Here is a 16,454-nt window from a genome sequence, read left to right as displayed (position 1 = left end):
TCGCTCACTTATTCAATACTCCTGCCCGTTAGTTTAACAGGCTGCCGACCTTTTGCCGACAGCCTGCGTTGTTGTGCTCTCGTACCCGTTAGCGTAAAGCATCAGTGCTTTCAAGTATTGCTTTTATCCTCCTAACGCTGGACGACGAGCTCTCTTCCTTAACAATTTTAAAAGTACCGAGGTCTGCCGTATTCGCTGCATGAGGACCGCCACATATCTCTTTAGAGAACTTCCCCATCGAATACACCTTTACCTTTTGACCATACTTACTCTCGAATAACCCAATAGCCCCTGTGTTCTGCGCTTCTTCCAGTGTCATCTCTTCGGAGATAATTTCAACGCCCTCGGCAATCGCTTCGTTGACAAGCCTCTCGGTTGCCGCGATTTCCTCTACCGTCATTTTGCGATGGAAAGAAAAATCAAAACGCAGCCTCTCAGCCGTTATATTGCTGCCCTTTTGAGCTACCTCTTCGCCGAGCACCTTTCGTAATGCAGCATGTAGAAGATGAGTTGCCGTATGCAAATTAGCTGTATGCGTAGAATGATCCGCTAAGCCGCCTTTAAACTTTTGGGCTGCTCCAGCTTGGGATAATTCTCTATGCTTCTGAAAATTTTCTTTAAATCCTTCCAGATCGATGACGATAGAACGCTCTTTTGCCAGTTCCATCGTCAGTTCGATGGGGAACCCGTACGTATCGTAAAGTTTGAATGCTGCTTTGCCATCTAGTTGATCATTCTCCAACGAAATCGTAAGCTTGTCGAACTCACGAAGTCCCTGCGAGAGTGTTTTCTGAAAACGTGCTTCTTCCGCTTGGAACTCCCTAATAATCTTATCGCGGTTCCTTTGCAATTCCGGATATATGAGCTCGTATTTCTCAATTACTGCGTTAGCGACATTTGCCAAACTGCCCTCCTGAATACCCAATTCCATTGCGAATCGAAGAGCCCGACGAATTAATCTGCGCAGTACGTATCCTTGGTCGACATTAGACGGGGTAACGCCATACGTATCACCCAGGATAAATACGGCCGTCCTGGTATGATCCGCAACGATTCGATACGCTTTGGGCTGATCTACATATGTCGCCTCCGACAATGCTGCAATTTGAGCGAATATCGAAGTAAATAGATCACTATCGTAGACAGTTCCGCCATTCAATGCAAGTAATACTCTCTCTAAGCCCATTCCCGTATCGATGTTTCTTTGATCAAGCGGCTCAAACTGGCCATCTGCCCTTTTGTTGTATTGCAAGAAGACATTGTTCCAGATTTCGATATAACGCCCACAACCGCAGGCTGGTGAACAGGAAGGACCACAACGTTCTTTATCCGAAATGATGAAAATTTCTGTATCAGGACCGCAAGGACCTGTTTGACCTGCTGGGCCCCACCAATTATCGGCTTTGGGTAGGAAGAAAATTTCTTTCTCATCTTGACCTAATTCACGCCAAATGTCATACGACTCCTGATCACGAGGAGCATCAGCATCCCCTTCGAACACGGTAACCGCAATTTTTTGCTTGGGAATTGCGAGCCATTCGGGGGATGTGATGAACTCCCAACTCCACGCAATCGATTCTTGGTTGAAATAATCGCCCAGTGACCAGTTGCCCATCATTTCAAAAAAGGTGCAGTGGGTATCATCACCGACTTCGTCGATGTCAACAGTACGTATGCATTTCTGAATATTAGTTAGCCTCGTTCCAGAAGGATGCTTTTCTCCAAGCAAATACGGGATCAGGGGGTGCATCCCAGCTGTCGTAAACAGAACTGTTGGATCGTTATCGGGTATAACAGAAGCACTTGAAATGACTTCATGACCCTTGCCTTGGAAAAACCGAATAAACTTCGTTCTAATTTCATCGGATGTATACAATTTCATCAATATTACCCCGTTCCATTCCGAATTTTTACAACAAAAAAACCGCCCCAAATATTGGGACGATTTTAATCGCGGTACCACCCAAGTTATTGTCCTCGCGCATAGCGAAACAATCAGCTCTTGTTGACTATAACGAGTCAAACCGGCGGGCATTAACCGCACTCCTGAACCGGCAACATACTAAGTTTCGTAGGATTTCACACCAAAACATCCCTCTCTGAACGAAATGTAGCATATTTTGTTCATTCATTGATTTCATTTGTAATATTTCCTAATTATTGGTATTGTAGCCAGTTATAATTCAGATGTCAATCGAGTATATTAGCAACCCTATGCGGTTGGGACTCGCATTTAAGGTCCGAACCCAGAAGAAGCAGCAGGATGTGCTGCTTCTTCTGTTCTTATCATTTTTCGTATAGTCCTGCCGCGGATCTGCCGTCATGTCTTGACAAAAGGAACGATTTTGAAGAAACTAGTCGTACATGAAATTTTTTTTGATATTCAAAATTATTTTTAGACGACAGATTAAAGAGAGTGGGATCTATGGAACATATCAAGGATCAGCTGAATGTGCTGCTGCCTGTTATCCGGGCCATCGCCGCCCAATTTGGGGAGAAATGCGAAGTGGTGCTTCATGATTTGACGCATGGGTACGAAAGCACGATCGTGGCGATCGAGAACGGCCACATTACCGGGCGGAAGGTCGGGGACTGCGGCAGCAATCTTGGGCTGGAGGTGCTGCGCGGAACCGTGATGGAGGGAGACCGCTACAACTACATCACCCAGACGAAGGACGGCAAAATATTGCGTTCCTCCTCAACCTACTTTAAGAACAGCAAGGGTGAGACGATCGGAGCGCTCTGCATGAACCTGGATATTTCCGATCTGCTCGTTGCGGAGAATACGATCCGCTCGCTGACGATGCACAGCCTCGATCAGGAAGTGAAAGAGGTATTCGTCAACGACGTGAACGATCTGCTTGATTACCTGCTGCAGGAATGCCAGAAGGAAATCGGCAAGCCGGTCTCGCATATGAGCAAGGAAGACAAGGTGAAGGCGGTGCAGTTTCTGGATATGCGCGGCGCTTTTCTCGTGAAAAAGGCGGGAGATAAAGTATGCCAGTTCCTCGATATTTCCAAGTTTACGCTGTATAACTATCTCGACGATATTCGGGCAAACCAGGACAAAGGCATGCCGAAAAACAGGGTATAGCAAGGAGAGGCTGCCCAGGCCAAGGGCCGGATGGATTTTCGAATAGCAAAGTGACAGACAAGGGCAGAAGGAGTCTGCGCAATCGCATGAACATAAGTGGAAACGGTGCTGCATAAGAGTAAGCCTGTATTTCAGGTTTTTCTTATCATGGATTGAAAGCGCATTCGATTTGTGATAAATCATAGAAATTATATATTGACAATACGCAGCGAAGGGATTCATAATGTGAAAAATCAAAAAAATATTTTTTTGATCTAATTATTTTTTTGTTGGTTTGGAGTTTGATTGTCTCAGCGAGCCTATCACAAGGGCACATCTATATCCAGATTTTGTGTCATTCAAGGAGGGAGCAAGATGGTTCAAACCGTATCAACGCCTGCCGTCATCGTGGATTTGGACATCGCCGAACGCAACATCCGCAGCATGGCGGAGGAAGCGAGAAAAGCCGGGATCCGGCACCGTCCGCACATCAAATCCCACAAGTCGGTTTATTTTGCCCGCAAGCAGCTGGAGGCCGGAAGCACCGGCATCACCTGCGCCAAGCTGGGAGAAGCGGAAGTGATGGCTGAAGCGGGGATCGACGATATTTTGATCGCTTTTCCCATCATTGGCGAAGACAAGCAAGAGCGGCTGTATCAACTGGCGCAAAAGGTTAAATTAACGACGGTCGCCGACAGCGTGGAAGGCGCCACGGCGGTGTCGGAGGTGGGTGAGCGTCTCGGCCGCCGCATACCGCTCTACATTGAAGTGGACGGGGGCATCGGGCGCTGCGGCCGCCAGCCTGGGGAGGACACGCTGCAATTTGCGCGGCGGATCCAAAGCCTGCCGGGGATCGAAATCACCGGACTGCTGTCCTACGCGGGGCAGATTTACGGCGAAGAGAGCCGGGAAGAGATCCGCAGCACGGCACGCCAGGAGGCGGCTACCCTGAAGAATACCGCCGATCTACTGAGGGAAGCGGGGATCGACGTTCCGGTCGTCAGCGGCGGTTCGTCGCTGTCGTCCAAGTTCGCAGGGGAGCTGGAGGGTGTAACCGAGATCCGCGCCGGAAATTACATATTCCACGACGTGGGGCAATTGTCGATGGGCATGATCACGGTGGACGATTGCGCGCTGCGGGTGATCACAACGGTCGTCAGCGTTCCGGCTCCGGGCCGGGCGATCATCGACGCGGGATCCAAAACGCTCACCACGGACACGATGCCATTCTCTAAAGGTTTCGGCTACATCGTGGAGCATCCCGACATTGAAATTTTCAAGCTGAATGAAGAGCACGGCTTCCTCAGCTATGATCCGGCTTCCGTATCGCTTCACATCGGCCAGAACCTGACGATTATCCCGAACCATGCCTGCGTCCTTCCGAATCTGTGCGATGAAATCGTCGGCTTCCGCGGAGGAATGCCGGTCGAGAAGATACGGATCGACGCGAGGGGCAAGAACAGCTAAGCGGTATAGAGAGGAGGCTGGGATTCATGGGGAAGGACCTTGATTCATTTCACGAGCAGGAGCTGCTGGATATCGTCTGCGGACTGATCCGCATCCCGAGCGAAAATCCGCCGGGGCGCGAAGAGGCGGCCGCCCGGTACGTCTTGCAGCTCCTCCGGAACGAGGGGATCGAAGCAGAGCTGCAGTGGGCCGCACCGCATCGGCCGAATGTGGTCGCCCGGTTGAAGGGCGCGGCGGAAGGGCCGGCGCTCCTGTACAACGGCCATCTCGACGTTGTCCCGGCCGGGGAAGGCTGGAGCGAGGACCCGTTTGCCGCCGTCGTCCGGGGCGGCGAGTTGATCGGCCGGGGTGCGGCCGATATGAAGTCGGGCGTCGCGGCCATGCTGTACGCGGCCATCCTGCTGCACCGGCGCGGCTGCCCGTTCGCCGGGGAGCTGATCCTGCTCTTCAACGTGGACGAAGAGCGGGAGAATGTCGGCATGCGCCACTTTATGCGCAGCGGCATACACGCCGATTTCGCCGTTATCGGCGAGCCGACCGGGCTCGGCATCTGCACCGCCCATAAAGGCGTCGGCCGCTACCGGATCCGCACGGCGGGCGTCGCCGGCCATGCGGCGAAGGTGCTGGAGCCCGACAACGCTATTCCGAAGATGGCGGCGCTCATCTCGGCGCTGGAGCCGCTTCGAAGCCGCCTCAAAGAGAGCGCCGATCCGCTCCTCGGATACGCGACGCTGAACGTCACGCAGATCAAGGGCGGGACGGCGCCGAACATCGTGCCGCAGCACTGCGAGATCGAGGTCGACCGCCGGGTTATCCCCGGCGAGACGGCGGCGCAGGCGCTGGAGCAACTGAAGGAGGCGCTAAATGCAGCTGCAGGCACAAGCTCAGGCGCAGGCTTAAGTGCCGGAACTGGTGCAGTCACCTACGAAGTAGACGACTACTTGTTTATACCGGCATCGACCATTCCGCAGGACCATGAGCTTGTGCAGGCGCTGGTGGAGGTCACCGGTAATGTTCTCGGGAACCCGTCCGCCATCGGCATTTTCGAAGCGACCTGCGAGGCGCCGTTTCTGTCCGTTGACTTGGGCATACCGACGGTTATATTCGGACCAGGATCGCTGGACCAAGCCCATGTGAAGGATGAGCGGGTTCCTGTCCGTCAGATCACGGACGCAGCCAAGGTATACATGCAGCTCGCCATGCGGCTGCTTCAACAACAACCATTACAGGAGGAATGATGATGAGCATTCAAGAGAGATTGAAAGAACTGAACATCGAGCTGGAGCCGGTCGGCGAGCCGAAGTTCTCGTACGTTCCCGTAAATCAGGTAGGAAATCTGCTGTACACTTCGGGTCATGATTGCCGCAAGAACGGGGAGCTGATATTAAAAGGCAAGCTTGGAGAAGAGCTGACGATCGAACAGGGGCAAGAGGCGGCGCGCCGGTGCATCGTGAACATTTTATCGTCGCTGCAGGCCCATCTGGGCAGCCTGGACCGGGTGAAGAAAGTGGTGAAGATGCTCGGCTTCATCCAAAGCGCTCCGGGATTTAAAGATCAGCCTTACGTGCTGAACGGGGCGTCGGATCTGCTGATCGAAGTGTTCGGGGAGAAGGGCAAACATGCGCGCTCCGCGATCGGGACTAACGAGCTGCCGTTTGATACGCCGGTCGAGGTGGAGATCATCGTCGAGATCGAATAACGGCGGTAGAGCAGACTGCCGGGAGAGCTATTTTCATACAAAAAAAGGAGGGGGTTCAACCCAATGAACCACCACTCCGGAGAATGATCAGATTATTAATCTGACAGACCGAAGCTTGAAAATCAACGAACCGGAGGATCGAACGATGAAGAGCAAGGTTCCATTATATCTGCTGTCTCTTATTGCATACCTGGGGATGCCGCTCGGCGTCATCTGGATGAATCGGATTTTCGAGGAACGCCATGTGTTCGTACTCGGCATGCCTTTATTGCTGTTCTGGATGGTGCTGTGGATCCTCCTTGGGGTTGGCATCATGCTGCTGGTTCATAGGCTCAATCCGGACAACCTGGAAGAAGAGAAGGAGGCGACGGAGTAATGTCACATCAGGCTATTTCCATCTCGATTATCGGCATTTTTCTAGTTCTGGCGCTGTATCTCGGCATCCGGGCGTCGAAAGGCAAAAAAATGAGTCTCGAAGAATGGTCCGTCGGTGGACGCGGATTCGGGACGGCGTTTATTTTTCTTCTGATGGCGGGCGAGCTGTATACGGTCAACGCCCTGATGGGCATCAGCGGCTGGGCTTTCGGGCGCGGCGGGGCTGCGTTCTATAACATCACGATGCTCAATTTCATCATCGGATACTGGCTGCTGCCGAAGATTTGGAAGTATGGGAAGGAGCATAATCTGATCTCCCAATCCGACTTTTTTATCAAAAAATACAACAGTCCGGTTCTGGGCATTTTCGTGGCGGTCGTCGGCTTCATTTCAATGATTCCTTATCTGATCATCCAGCTGAAGGGGCTGGGGCTGATCATTTCCGAGGCTTCGTACGGCGCCATCTCCCCGACCGCCGCCATCTGGATCGGCGTGATCGCCGTCACGGTCTATGTGATGATTTCGGGCATTCACGGCTCGGCGTGGACCGCCGTCATCAAGGATATCCTCATCGTGGTGGTCGTCGTGTTTCTCGGTTTGTACCTGCCGATTCACTATTATGGCGGCATTGAGGATATGTTCCGGGCGGTGGAGAACGCCAAGCCCGGTTTTCTCGGCCTGGAGGACAAGGGGTACAGCACGTCCTGGTACGTATCCAGCCTGATTCTGCTGTCCTTCGGATATTACATGTGGCCGCACGCCTTCATCGCCACCTATTCCGGCAAAAATGCGCGCTCCATCCGCAAAAATACGCTCATGCTCCCGCTATACATGCTGTTTACGCTGTTCGTTCTGTTTATCGGGACGTCGGCGGTACTGCAGGTGGATGGCGTCAGCAACAACGACATCGCCATTTTTGCCATCGTGAAGCAGACTTTCAGCCCCTGGGTCGTCGGTCTCCTTGGCGCTGCCGGGCTGCTGACGGCGATCGTTCCGGGATCGATGCTGCTGATGACGACGGCATCGCTGATCGCCAACAACGTCGTCAAAGCGCTCCGCCCGCGGACGGAGGACCGCGCGGTCATGAATTTGGCGCGCTGGCTGGTGCCGGTGGTGGCCGCGGTCGCGCTCATCTTCACGTTCAACAGCGGCTCGGCGATCCTGCTGCTGATGCTGAGCGGGTACGGTTTTGTGTCGCAGCTTACGCCGGCGGTGGTCACAAGCTTTATGAAACGGAATCCGTTGAACAAGTACGGCGTGTTTGCCGGAGTGACGGTCGGTGTCCTGATCGTCGCTTATATCAATCTGATCGGCGCCACCATGGGCACCTTTTTCCCTGCGGCCCCGAGCTGGTTCCAGGATTTGAACGTGGGGATCGTGGCGCTGCTCGCCAACATCGTGGTTTCCCTGATCGTCAGCGCAGCAACCCGATCCTTGTCCGCCAGCCGCGACAGCGCCGCTGCCGAGAGTGCGGCTGTCAAGGGTGCATGAATCTGTGCTGTGAACAAGCAGCGGGAAAAGTTAGAAAGATATCGTTATGGCCATGGTGAACCTTTAGATCAAGGGGCCACTTAATTGATGGACTGCCATTTGATAGGCATTTTTCGTTATACACGGCGCTTCGTGCCGGGAACGTCCAGAAGATGGACTTCCCGGCTTTTTTATATGTAGTGGGGGGATTTGAACCTGTAGAATAAATAACTACCCAATGGCTATAGCGATACTTGTAATAAGCAACAACAAAGATACGGGTGCCCAGATCCTTTTTTCCCATTTGCTCCTTGTAATAAAGTTTAATACAGTAGCAAGCGCTGAAAAAGTCACAACAAACCAGATAGCCGAATCTGCAACCGAATTCCAATCCGTAAATATGATACCTGATTTACTTAACACGACCGAGGCTAGTAACGCCAGAATGATGACCTGAAATATAGAGGCTAAACGCATAACTGGCGGATACTTTCCAGGGAACTTCCCGCCCATTGCTAAACTTCCCCAAGGCATTCCTGCAGCCAAAGCAAGTTGAAAAAGAATTACAATTCCGATTAAGGTAGAGAATACGGATGCTGCTATCAATATGTACATGTGTACCCTCCCTTTAGAGCAACCTAATAAGCGGTGGATCGGATCCACCGCCGTGCTCTCGTTCCCGTTAGCAGAGCAATAATTCCTACCATGACTGGCGCGCACTAACGGTTTTCAAAATAATCTTTTGCTGCTTTCTTAGAAGCAACGCATCCCCATGCATTTCGAATGCAGTCCTTTACTTCCGCATCCTTCGCTGCATCGAGATTGATATGCATATAGTTCAGGTTGGCGAACGAATCCGGGATCCTGTAGATTTCAGGGGCCATCTGGATATAGAACGCTCTTTCTTCTTTGGTTATTTTCACGGTAAGGGTCTTCTTATCGTCCTGAATAACAGCAAAGATCTTCTTATTCACTCGAAAAGAAGCTTTCCCCCAATGCTCCACCTCTTCCGCTTCAGGCAGCGATAGAGCCACTTCACGAATTTCACTTATGGATAACATTTGAGATCACCTCCGCAATAAACCTCATCGCGTCTTACTCGCCACTATTATGGACAACCTTCCATCTCACTCACAACGCTGCTACCTAACATTTTTAATGGAAATCAAATTATCCTGCCCGTTAACGCAACGCGGCTTCCGATCCATGCCGGCAGCCGGTCTATAGTCCGTTAGTTTAATATCGGGCAAAGTCGCAGAATTAGTGTACTTCTACAACCACGCTACCGAATAGCTTTTCATCTACATAAGCTTCTAATCTCCATAAACCTTTTGAAGGTAATGACATCGTTGATGGCATTCTACCTACCTTATCATTATCTTTTATTGCAGTATTTGGAATACCAATCCCACCCTCAATAACATTCACTTTTTCTCCAGTTTGTTTGCTAACTCCGATTATCTTTACTTTTTTACCAAATAACTTTTGTGTTTCTTGTGGTGTTTGAGCCCAAAAATGCCACATATATTTTTGTTCTTTATTCGGGTAAAAACGAACTACTTCACCGTCATCATAAATAAAGCCGATCTTTCCTTCTTCTCCAATCATGGTATAGCTGTCTGATTTAAACAAAGGACTGACTTTCCATTCATGGTTTTCTAGAACGGGTTGCTCCGATACGCATCCTGTTAAGGTCAGTAGTAATACCATTAAAATTAATACGAATCGCATATGCAACCTCCTTGCGAGGTGTTTATTAAAGCCTAAATATATGCTCATTATACAGGAATATCCACTATCCTGTTGAACAGATTGTGGATTAACGCCAAAAGCGATGGATCTGCTCCATCGCTGCGCTCTTGTATCCGTTAGTTGAATAAATTAGTTGTCTGTTTTTATTGAGTGTCTTCGTCGCTTTTGTACTCCAAAATATCACCTGGCTGACAATCCAAAGTCCTACATATCGCTTCTAATGTTGAAAAACGAACTGCTTTTGCTTTCCCATTTTTTAGAATGGAAAGATTCGCCATAGTAATTCCAACCCTCTCCGAAAGTTCTGTTACGCTCATTTTCCTTTTTGCCAACATCACATCAACATTGATGATAATCGCCATGATATTCACCTCAGATCGTTAAATCATTTTCTGATTTGATATTAATAGCTTCTTGTAAAAGTCTTTGGAGAACAGCAGCAAAAACGGCGATCACCATAGAGGTGAAGATGATGACCAATCCGATTGGTATGAAACTTGGAGGGTCAACTCTCTCCGCCATGAGATAGTAGAGTGGCATACCTAGCAGGTACAAGGTACTGATTGTGATGGCACAGTATTTTATATTCTTTAAAGCCTTTACGGATAATTCCGAGAACGCTTGGTTCTTATCAATATAGCTTAAAAGTTTAAAAGCTTGATACAGAGCAAAGTAAAATGGTATCGCTGCCGCGTACATATCTATTAAAACGAGATATTTCATATAAGCGATATCTGGATAAGATTCTCCAGCAAAATTCCCGATCTTAGGCACTAAAAATATGCACAAAGCAAGAATTGGGATTCCCATAAGAATAACAGCCATCTTCAAAAAGAGTGTTGTTCCCCGTTTCATAAAGAGCACCTCACTAATTTAATTATAAAATGACATTAACACACAATTTATTGTTATACAATAAATTAGTATCGTTTTTTAATATATTTCTATTGTTAAATTGATATCCTATTTTATAACAAGAGCATTTCTCATTACAAAGAAATGCTCTTGTTATAAATGTTAAATTTACAATTTGTCAACAAAACTGCCCGTTAGTTTAATTGTTGGGAAATCGTTCTCCGTACTCCGTTAACCGTTTTCGTCCACCACCCAGAACGTGACCGCATGAGGTCGCGTTTTTTGTTGTGCGGAAGTTCCGCAGATCGAGAAAAACACGTGTTGACCTTGGAGTCCGCTCCAATGATATGCTGAACGCATGAAAACGTTCTATTCTATCCAAGAGGCTTCGGAGAGGCTCGGGATCCCGAAGGATACCCTTCGGTATTATGACCGGATGGGGGTCGTCTCGCCGTCCCGGGGAGACAATCGGTACCGCGTGTACTCGGCGGAAGACCTGATCGATTTGATGACGGTTCAGATCATGCAGGCTGCGAACTTCTCGCTTGACGAAATCAAGGGGAATGTTGGGTTCCGCAAGCTGAAAAAGCTCTATCCCGCTTCCTGCGAAGAGGCCGCTGCGTTCCTCGATGCCAAACACGCAGAAGTTCGCAAGAAGATCGACCATCTGGAAAAGGTCAGCGGGCTGCTCCGCCTGGCGGCGGAAACGTTAAGAGACCTGAATCCCGAAAGCGACCAGCGGTTGGCGGAATCCGTACGTTCGTTTTACAAGGACAGCCGAAAGAAGGATCCCGAAATTCCCAAGGAGGGGTGTCAGGACGATGAAGGTTAGAAACGGGTATTATCTGCTTGCGGGCGTTCTTGCGGTTCTGTTTGCGGTGACGCATGCATGGAATGGGCATTCCGCGGTGCTGCCGGCTCTCGATAGCCGGGGGATTTCCTTGGAGACCCGGACGGTATTCACGTATGTTTGGCACATCGTCACGGCGGAAAATCTGGTCTTCGGCATTGCGTTCCTGCTGCTGTCGTTCCAGCAGGACCGAACGAAGAGCAGGTATGCCGCCTGGACGATCGCCGCGCTTCTGCTCGTCCGGCTCGCGGTCATCGTTGGCGTCACGGCATGGTTTGATCGCTCGGCGCTTACGGATACGATGGTGGATTCACTTGCTATCGTCCTCTACGTAGTCTTGATCCTGCTGGGCACAGGGCAGAGGAGGAAGCGCAGCGGCGTTCAGACATTGCCCTAGCCTGCAAGAACGCGGCCGCATGCGGCCGCGTCTTTTGTTTGGCGGCCATTCTCCTTTTGTAGAGGACAACGGATATGGTATCGTTATGCTACTGGCGCTGCGGAGAAAGGGGAGGACCATGAAAGCATTTCTTCCTATACAGCCGCCCATGCTTCAAAGAGCCGGGACGGATGCCAGCTGTCGTTACCAAGAATTCGCTCCTTGTAAACCTCTTGCGCCTTATGTAGCTTGCTACTGGACGCTAGACGCCTGTTCGGCCGACGCCCCCCTGCTTCATCGCATTATCCCGGATGGCTGCGTCGATATTATAGTTGACCTTCGTTCCTCTTCGATAGAAACTTTTGCGGTGGGGCTTATGACCGGATATGAAACCGTATCCTTAACAGAGAGCTCTTCCTTTGGCATCCGCTTCTATCCCGAGCACGCTCACCGCTTTCTGACCTGTCCGGTCTCCGAATTAAAGGGAGGCCACGTAGGGCTGGACGACCTGTGGGGAACAAGGGCCGGGGATTTGGCTGAGCAAGCAGGAGAGGCTCGCGGCATACAAGAGCGGATAGAGCAGGTGGAACGCTCTTTGCTGCAAGCTCTGTGCCGGAATGAAGGGAGGACGGACCCGCTTTTCCATGCCGGCATGCAATATATCTTCTCCGAGCAGGCCCGGCTCTCCGTTCGTGCAGTGGCGGACCAGCTCGGCACCAGTGAACGGAATTTAAGGAGAGCCTTTCAATGTTCATTGGGGATAAGCCCCAAGGAGCTTCTCGGGATCCTTCGTTTTCAGTTTTTCCTGCAAACGCTGCGTGCGAATCCTTCGTCCCCTTTCACAGACGTTGCCTTAGACATGGGCTACTATGACCAGCCGCACGCGATCCGAACGTTTAAACGGTTGTACGGCTTGCTCCCCCATCAAGTTTTTTCGTAAGCCTGTCCGTTTTTTACAAGCTTCCCCGCCGGCAATCCTCTATCCTATAAGAAAAGGGCAGCCTGAAACCCGATCATGGGAGGGACATTTGAATTGATGAAACCTAGCATTTCTGTACTTACCTTAGGTGTGGATGATCTCGAGCGCTCCGTAGCCTTCTACCGCGACGGATTGGGATTTGCAACCCCGGGCATTGTAGGCCAGGAATTTGAACACGGAGCGGTCGCGTTCTTCGACATGCAGTCCGGCGTCAAGCTTGCGGTCTGGAATCGGAGGGATCTGGCTCATGAGGCCAAGGTGCCTCTGGGCGCGCCAAGCATGTCCGAGATGACCATCGGTTGGAATGTCAGGAGCTCGGAGGAAGTCGATCGCATTATGGAGCAGGCAAGGCAAGCGGGGGCGGCTATCCCCGACCCGCCGCATGAGACGTTTTGGGGAGGCTACTCGGGCCATTTCCTCGACCCGGACGGTCACTTGTGGGAGGTCGTCTGGAATCCGGCTTGGGAGTTTGTGGAGGACGAACAGAATACGAGGAAGCAGGAAGGAATGCGGCCGTAAGTGGCTGCATTTTTTCATGGTGAAATCGGAGCAGCCCTTGACAGGGTGGGAAATACTGGTATACTTCTTTTTATTTTGACTGGTCAGTATAAATAAAAGAGGGGGAGCAGATGCCTAAACTGGGAATGGAGCCGACACGGCGGGCGGCCATTATCAATGCGGCGCTCACATGTATAAACCTCTACGGGATGGACGGCACGACGCTCGACAAGGTTGCCGAATCGGCCGGATGCTCCAAGGGAGTCGTCGCTTACTACTTCAAGAACAAGGACAATCTGATCGTCGAGGCGTTTCGGTCGTTTCTCGCTTATTTTGGGCAGAAGATCGAAGCGGAGCTCGAGCCCGGGATAACCGCCGAGGCCATGCTGGACGTTGTGCTGCACCATATCCTCCCCCCGTACCAAGAGGATGCGGAGGCGGACATCAACGTCTCCCCGCTGGATGGAGCAGAGAAGATGGCCATTCCGTATGTTGCGATGGGCAGGCTCTTCGTGCAATTCTTCTCGCGGGCGGTGCTGGACAGCCGGCTGCAGGAAGTTGCCGCCCAGAGCTATAGGGAGGACCAGAAGGGGATCGCCAAGATCTTCGAATACGGGAGCCGGACCGGGCACTTCGCGGTTCAGGAGCCCGCCAATGCCGCCTATGGGCTGCTGGCGATGGCCGTCGGGCTAAGCTTTTTTCGGGTTTCGGGCGTGGAGCCTCCTGGTGGGGGAGACAATCGCAGCATCTTTGAAGAGTATGTGGACAGGTTCAGAACGGATAGGGAGGAAGGAGAAAAATGATGCACATAACGAAGCTGGAGACAGGTGGGGAACCGGTCGCGGTAGTGAGCGGCCAAGAGACCATCATTCAGGATGTTCAGAGCGCCCTGGATCTGATGGCAAACGTTCGGTACGAAACCGACTGCGACCGGATGATCATCCCCAAACTGCTGGTTACCGAATTATTTTTCGATCTGAAAACCCGTCTTGCCGGTGACATTCTGCAGAAATACACCAATTACGGAATGAAGGTTGCCTTTGTAGGGGATTTCTCGGTGTATGCGAGCAAGAGCTTTCGGGATTTCGTGTATGAATGCAACAGCGGGACCGACATCTTGTTCCTGCCGACGGAGCAGGAAGCGATCGACAGACTGAGCGGGCGGAAATAACAAGGGGAGAGGGAGGCCGAATGGATGAGCAGAGAACAGGGATCGGACGCCTATCCCATGATCCGTATCCCTCCAGGGAAGGTGGCGCTAAGGGACGACCGCAAGAAGACGTCCTGGACGGCGGAGGTGGAGCCCTTTTTGCTCGCCGCCGTCCCCGTGACCCGGGAGCTCTATGTCTCGGTCCCGCCGCATTCCGGGGGACTTGGTACCGCCTCTCGCGTTCCCGTTACGGAGGTGTCGTGGCAGGAGGCGGTCGCCTTCTGCAATCAGCTCTCGCGGTACGAGGGCTTGGAGGAATGCTATGCGGTGAGCGAGGACGGCGAGACCGTTCACTGGAACATGGATGCGGATGGCTACCGGCTCCCTACCGAAGCGGAATGGCAGTACGCTTGCCAGGCGGGAGCCGGCGGCTACCGGTACGGCGGGCTGGAGGAGATCGCCTGGTACCGGGAGAACTCAGGGGGATATGCGCATGAGGCAGGCGCCAAGCGGCCGAACGCATGGGGACTCTATGATATGCTGGGCAACGTATGGGAGTGGTGCTGGGATCAATACGATGAGCAGGAATACGGTTCTTACCGGATCTTTCGCGGCGGCAGCTGGGCGGAGGAGGCGCGGGGATGCGGGGCGACTTGCCGCCGACGCAGCCACCCTACGTTCCGAATCGAGGATCTCGGCTTTCGTCTGGCCAGATCGCTGTAGCGGAGGCCGGTCGGGAATGGTCTGCGAAAACGAACGTTGCTTCTCAAGCTCACGCGAGCTCTTCTCCTTCTCCAGCTGTAGAGCGGAGCAGGCACCGGCAAAACGGCAATCAAACGAAAACGACCCCGGGCTGTATAAGCTCGGGGTCGCTGTCTTGTGCATATGACAGAAACGCAGGTTGTGGTTACTTGATGGAAGCTTCGTAGATCGCCTGAATGGACTTGGCGAGCGTGGCGTCGAATTCCTCGTCCGTCTGCCCTGCGCTTAGTCCCTCCGAAAGGGCACGCGAGAAGCTGGCGATCAGCCCCTGGTTGCCGGCGAGCTTCTCATTGGCCTCCGCTTGGGAGTAGCCGCCTGAGAGTGCGACGACGCGCACGACGTGCGGATCTTCCATCAGCTCCTTGTAGAAGTTGTCCTGCGTCGGGATCGCAAGCTTCAGCATGATCTTGACGTCCGGGCCGAGCTTGCCCAGCTGCTCGAGAAGCACCTCCTTCAGCAAGGCTTCCGATTGCTCCTTATCCGTGCTGTAGATGTCCACTTCCGGCTCGATGATCGGCACGAGCCCCATATCCACGATCTGACGGCCGACGGCGAACTGCTGCTCCACCACTTGGCGGATGCCTTCGGGGTTGGCCTCCTTGATGACCGAGCGCATCTTGGTGCCGAAGATATTCCGGTCCACGGCACGCTTCAGCAGCTCGTCCAGTCCGGTGATGGGCTTCATGAGCTGAACGCCGTTTTCCTGCTCGGCGAGCCCTTTGTCCACCTTGAGGAACGGAACGACGCCCTTCTTCTCCCACAGATAGTCGGCCGTCAGCTGTCCGTCGATGGAACGGTCCATCGTGTTCTCGAACAAGATGGCGCCCAGAATGTAGCGGGAATCGAACGCGGAGCTCTTGATAATCCGAGTTCTCATCTCGTGGACCAGTGCGTACATCTCGTCTTCGTTGGAATAAGCGGATTCCTCTACGCCGTACTGCTTGAGAGCCTTGGGAGTGCTGCCGCCGCTTTGGTCGAGGGCCGCAATAAAGCCCTGGCCGGTCTGGATTCGGTTCAACTGCTCTTGATTCATCGATGATTCTCCCTTCCTGTTCCTTGGATGGACTAGCCTGTGCATGTCTATTCATTATAGCACGTTTGCCGGCGGGGGACATGCCAGGGGGCATGGGGCCAGGAGACCGAGCGGG

At 52.2% G+C, this 16,454-nt stretch carries 20 protein-coding genes; 13 read left to right on the top strand and 7 right to left on the bottom strand.

From position 1 onward, the window contains the following. Positions 1-88 precede the first annotated feature (88 nt). Entirely contained in the window at positions 89-1,882 is a 1,794-nt protein-coding gene (locus KJS47_RS07195) for an alanine--tRNA ligase (RefSeq protein ID WP_213524016.1), read from the bottom strand. Between the two features lie 543 nt (positions 1,883-2,425). On the opposite strand from KJS47_RS07195, the gene KJS47_RS07190 reads away from it, so the two are divergent. The 6 genes from KJS47_RS07190 to KJS47_RS07165 all read left to right on the top strand — a co-directional run bounded on the left by KJS47_RS07190 (position 2,426) and on the right by KJS47_RS07165 (position 8,105). Further along, a complete protein-coding gene (locus KJS47_RS07190) occupies positions 2,426-3,094 on the top strand; it encodes a helix-turn-helix transcriptional regulator (RefSeq protein WP_213524014.1) in 669 nt (222 codons plus the stop codon). 354 nt (positions 3,095-3,448) lie between these two features. Beyond that, entirely contained in the window at positions 3,449-4,540 is a 1,092-nt protein-coding gene (locus KJS47_RS07185) for an alanine racemase (RefSeq protein WP_213524012.1), read from the top strand. A 26-nt stretch (positions 4,541-4,566) separates the two neighbouring features. Beyond that, positions 4,567-5,778 carry a M20 family metallopeptidase gene (locus KJS47_RS07180; RefSeq protein WP_213524010.1) on the top strand — a complete coding sequence of 404 codons (1,212 nt, stop codon included), beginning with the start codon at positions 4,567-4,569 and terminating at the stop codon, positions 5,776-5,778. Further along, the gene (locus tag KJS47_RS07175) at positions 5,778-6,239 is read left to right on the top strand and encodes a RidA family protein (protein WP_076170412.1); all 462 of its coding nucleotides are present in this window, start codon (positions 5,778-5,780) and stop codon (positions 6,237-6,239) included. Before KJS47_RS07180 ends, KJS47_RS07175 begins: the two co-directional genes overlap by 1 nt. A gap of 145 nt (positions 6,240-6,384) precedes the next feature. Beyond that, a complete protein-coding gene (locus KJS47_RS07170) occupies positions 6,385-6,615 on the top strand; it encodes a DUF3311 domain-containing protein (RefSeq protein WP_186381963.1) in 231 nt (76 codons plus the stop codon). Beyond that, entirely contained in the window at positions 6,615-8,105 is a 1,491-nt protein-coding gene (locus tag KJS47_RS07165; RefSeq protein WP_213524008.1) for a sodium:solute symporter family protein, read from the top strand. The genes KJS47_RS07170 and KJS47_RS07165 overlap by 1 nt, the downstream gene beginning before the upstream one ends. A 210-nt stretch (positions 8,106-8,315) precedes the next feature. Here the strand turns inward: KJS47_RS07165 and KJS47_RS07160 are convergent, their stop codons facing one another. The 5 genes from KJS47_RS07160 to KJS47_RS07140 form a co-directional block, all read right to left on the bottom strand. Then, positions 8,316-8,699 carry a hypothetical protein gene (locus KJS47_RS07160; protein ID WP_213524007.1) on the bottom strand — a complete coding sequence of 128 codons (384 nt, stop codon included), beginning with the start codon at positions 8,697-8,699 and terminating at the stop codon, positions 8,316-8,318. A 104-nt stretch (positions 8,700-8,803) separates the two neighbouring features. Further along, entirely contained in the window at positions 8,804-9,145 is a 342-nt protein-coding gene (locus KJS47_RS07155) for an MmcQ/YjbR family DNA-binding protein (protein WP_213524005.1), read from the bottom strand. A 199-nt stretch (positions 9,146-9,344) separates the two neighbouring features. Further along, positions 9,345-9,815 carry a DUF4871 domain-containing protein gene (locus tag KJS47_RS07150; protein ID WP_213524003.1) on the bottom strand — a complete coding sequence of 157 codons (471 nt, stop codon included), beginning with the start codon at positions 9,813-9,815 and terminating at the stop codon, positions 9,345-9,347. 164 nt (positions 9,816-9,979) lie between these two features. Beyond that, positions 9,980-10,198, bottom strand: a complete 219-nt coding sequence (locus tag KJS47_RS07145) for a helix-turn-helix domain-containing protein (RefSeq protein ID WP_213524001.1) — start codon at positions 10,196-10,198, stop codon at positions 9,980-9,982. Between the two features lie 10 nt (positions 10,199-10,208). Beyond that, positions 10,209-10,691 (bottom strand): DUF2975 domain-containing protein, encoded by a 483-nt coding sequence (locus tag KJS47_RS07140; protein ID WP_213523999.1) that lies wholly within the window; start codon positions 10,689-10,691, stop codon positions 10,209-10,211. 358 nt (positions 10,692-11,049) lie between these two features. Here KJS47_RS07140 and KJS47_RS07135 point away from each other — a divergent pair, with 358 nt between their 5' ends. From KJS47_RS07135 to KJS47_RS07105, 7 genes are all read left to right on the top strand, one after another. Further along, complete coding sequence (locus tag KJS47_RS07135; protein ID WP_213523997.1) at positions 11,050-11,523, top strand: MerR family transcriptional regulator; 474 nt, start codon at positions 11,050-11,052, stop codon at positions 11,521-11,523. Continuing rightward, positions 11,513-11,938 (top strand): hypothetical protein, encoded by a 426-nt coding sequence (locus tag KJS47_RS07130; protein ID WP_213523995.1) that lies wholly within the window; start codon positions 11,513-11,515, stop codon positions 11,936-11,938. Before KJS47_RS07135 ends, KJS47_RS07130 begins: the two co-directional genes overlap by 11 nt. Positions 11,939-12,056: 118 nt before the next feature. Further along, entirely contained in the window at positions 12,057-12,857 is an 801-nt protein-coding gene (locus tag KJS47_RS07125; RefSeq protein WP_213523993.1) for a helix-turn-helix transcriptional regulator, read from the top strand. 96 nt (positions 12,858-12,953) lie between these two features. Continuing rightward, on the top strand, positions 12,954-13,415 hold the full coding sequence (locus KJS47_RS07120; RefSeq protein WP_213523991.1) for a VOC family protein: 462 nt from the start codon (positions 12,954-12,956) through the stop codon (positions 13,413-13,415). Between the two features lie 110 nt (positions 13,416-13,525). Continuing rightward, positions 13,526-14,197, top strand: a complete 672-nt coding sequence (locus KJS47_RS07115; RefSeq protein WP_213523990.1) for a TetR/AcrR family transcriptional regulator — start codon at positions 13,526-13,528, stop codon at positions 14,195-14,197. Continuing rightward, complete coding sequence (locus KJS47_RS07110; RefSeq protein WP_213525003.1) at positions 14,197-14,565, top strand: DUF4180 domain-containing protein; 369 nt, start codon at positions 14,197-14,199, stop codon at positions 14,563-14,565. The genes KJS47_RS07115 and KJS47_RS07110 overlap by 1 nt, the downstream gene beginning before the upstream one ends. A 24-nt stretch (positions 14,566-14,589) precedes the next feature. Next, on the top strand, positions 14,590-15,267 hold the full coding sequence (locus tag KJS47_RS07105) for a formylglycine-generating enzyme family protein (RefSeq protein ID WP_213523989.1): 678 nt from the start codon (positions 14,590-14,592) through the stop codon (positions 15,265-15,267). A 184-nt stretch (positions 15,268-15,451) separates the two neighbouring features. Here the strand turns inward: KJS47_RS07105 and KJS47_RS07100 are convergent, their stop codons facing one another. Next, a complete protein-coding gene (locus tag KJS47_RS07100) occupies positions 15,452-16,339 on the bottom strand; it encodes a fructose bisphosphate aldolase (protein ID WP_213523988.1) in 888 nt (295 codons plus the stop codon). Positions 16,340-16,454: the final 115 nt, after the last annotated feature.

Origin of the sequence: Paenibacillus sp. J31TS4 (assembly GCF_018403265.1) — a bacterium.
In the GTDB taxonomy this organism is placed as follows: Bacteria; Bacillota; Bacilli; order Paenibacillales; family NBRC-103111; genus J31TS4.
This window is presented reverse-complemented; position numbering and strand designations above follow the sequence as displayed.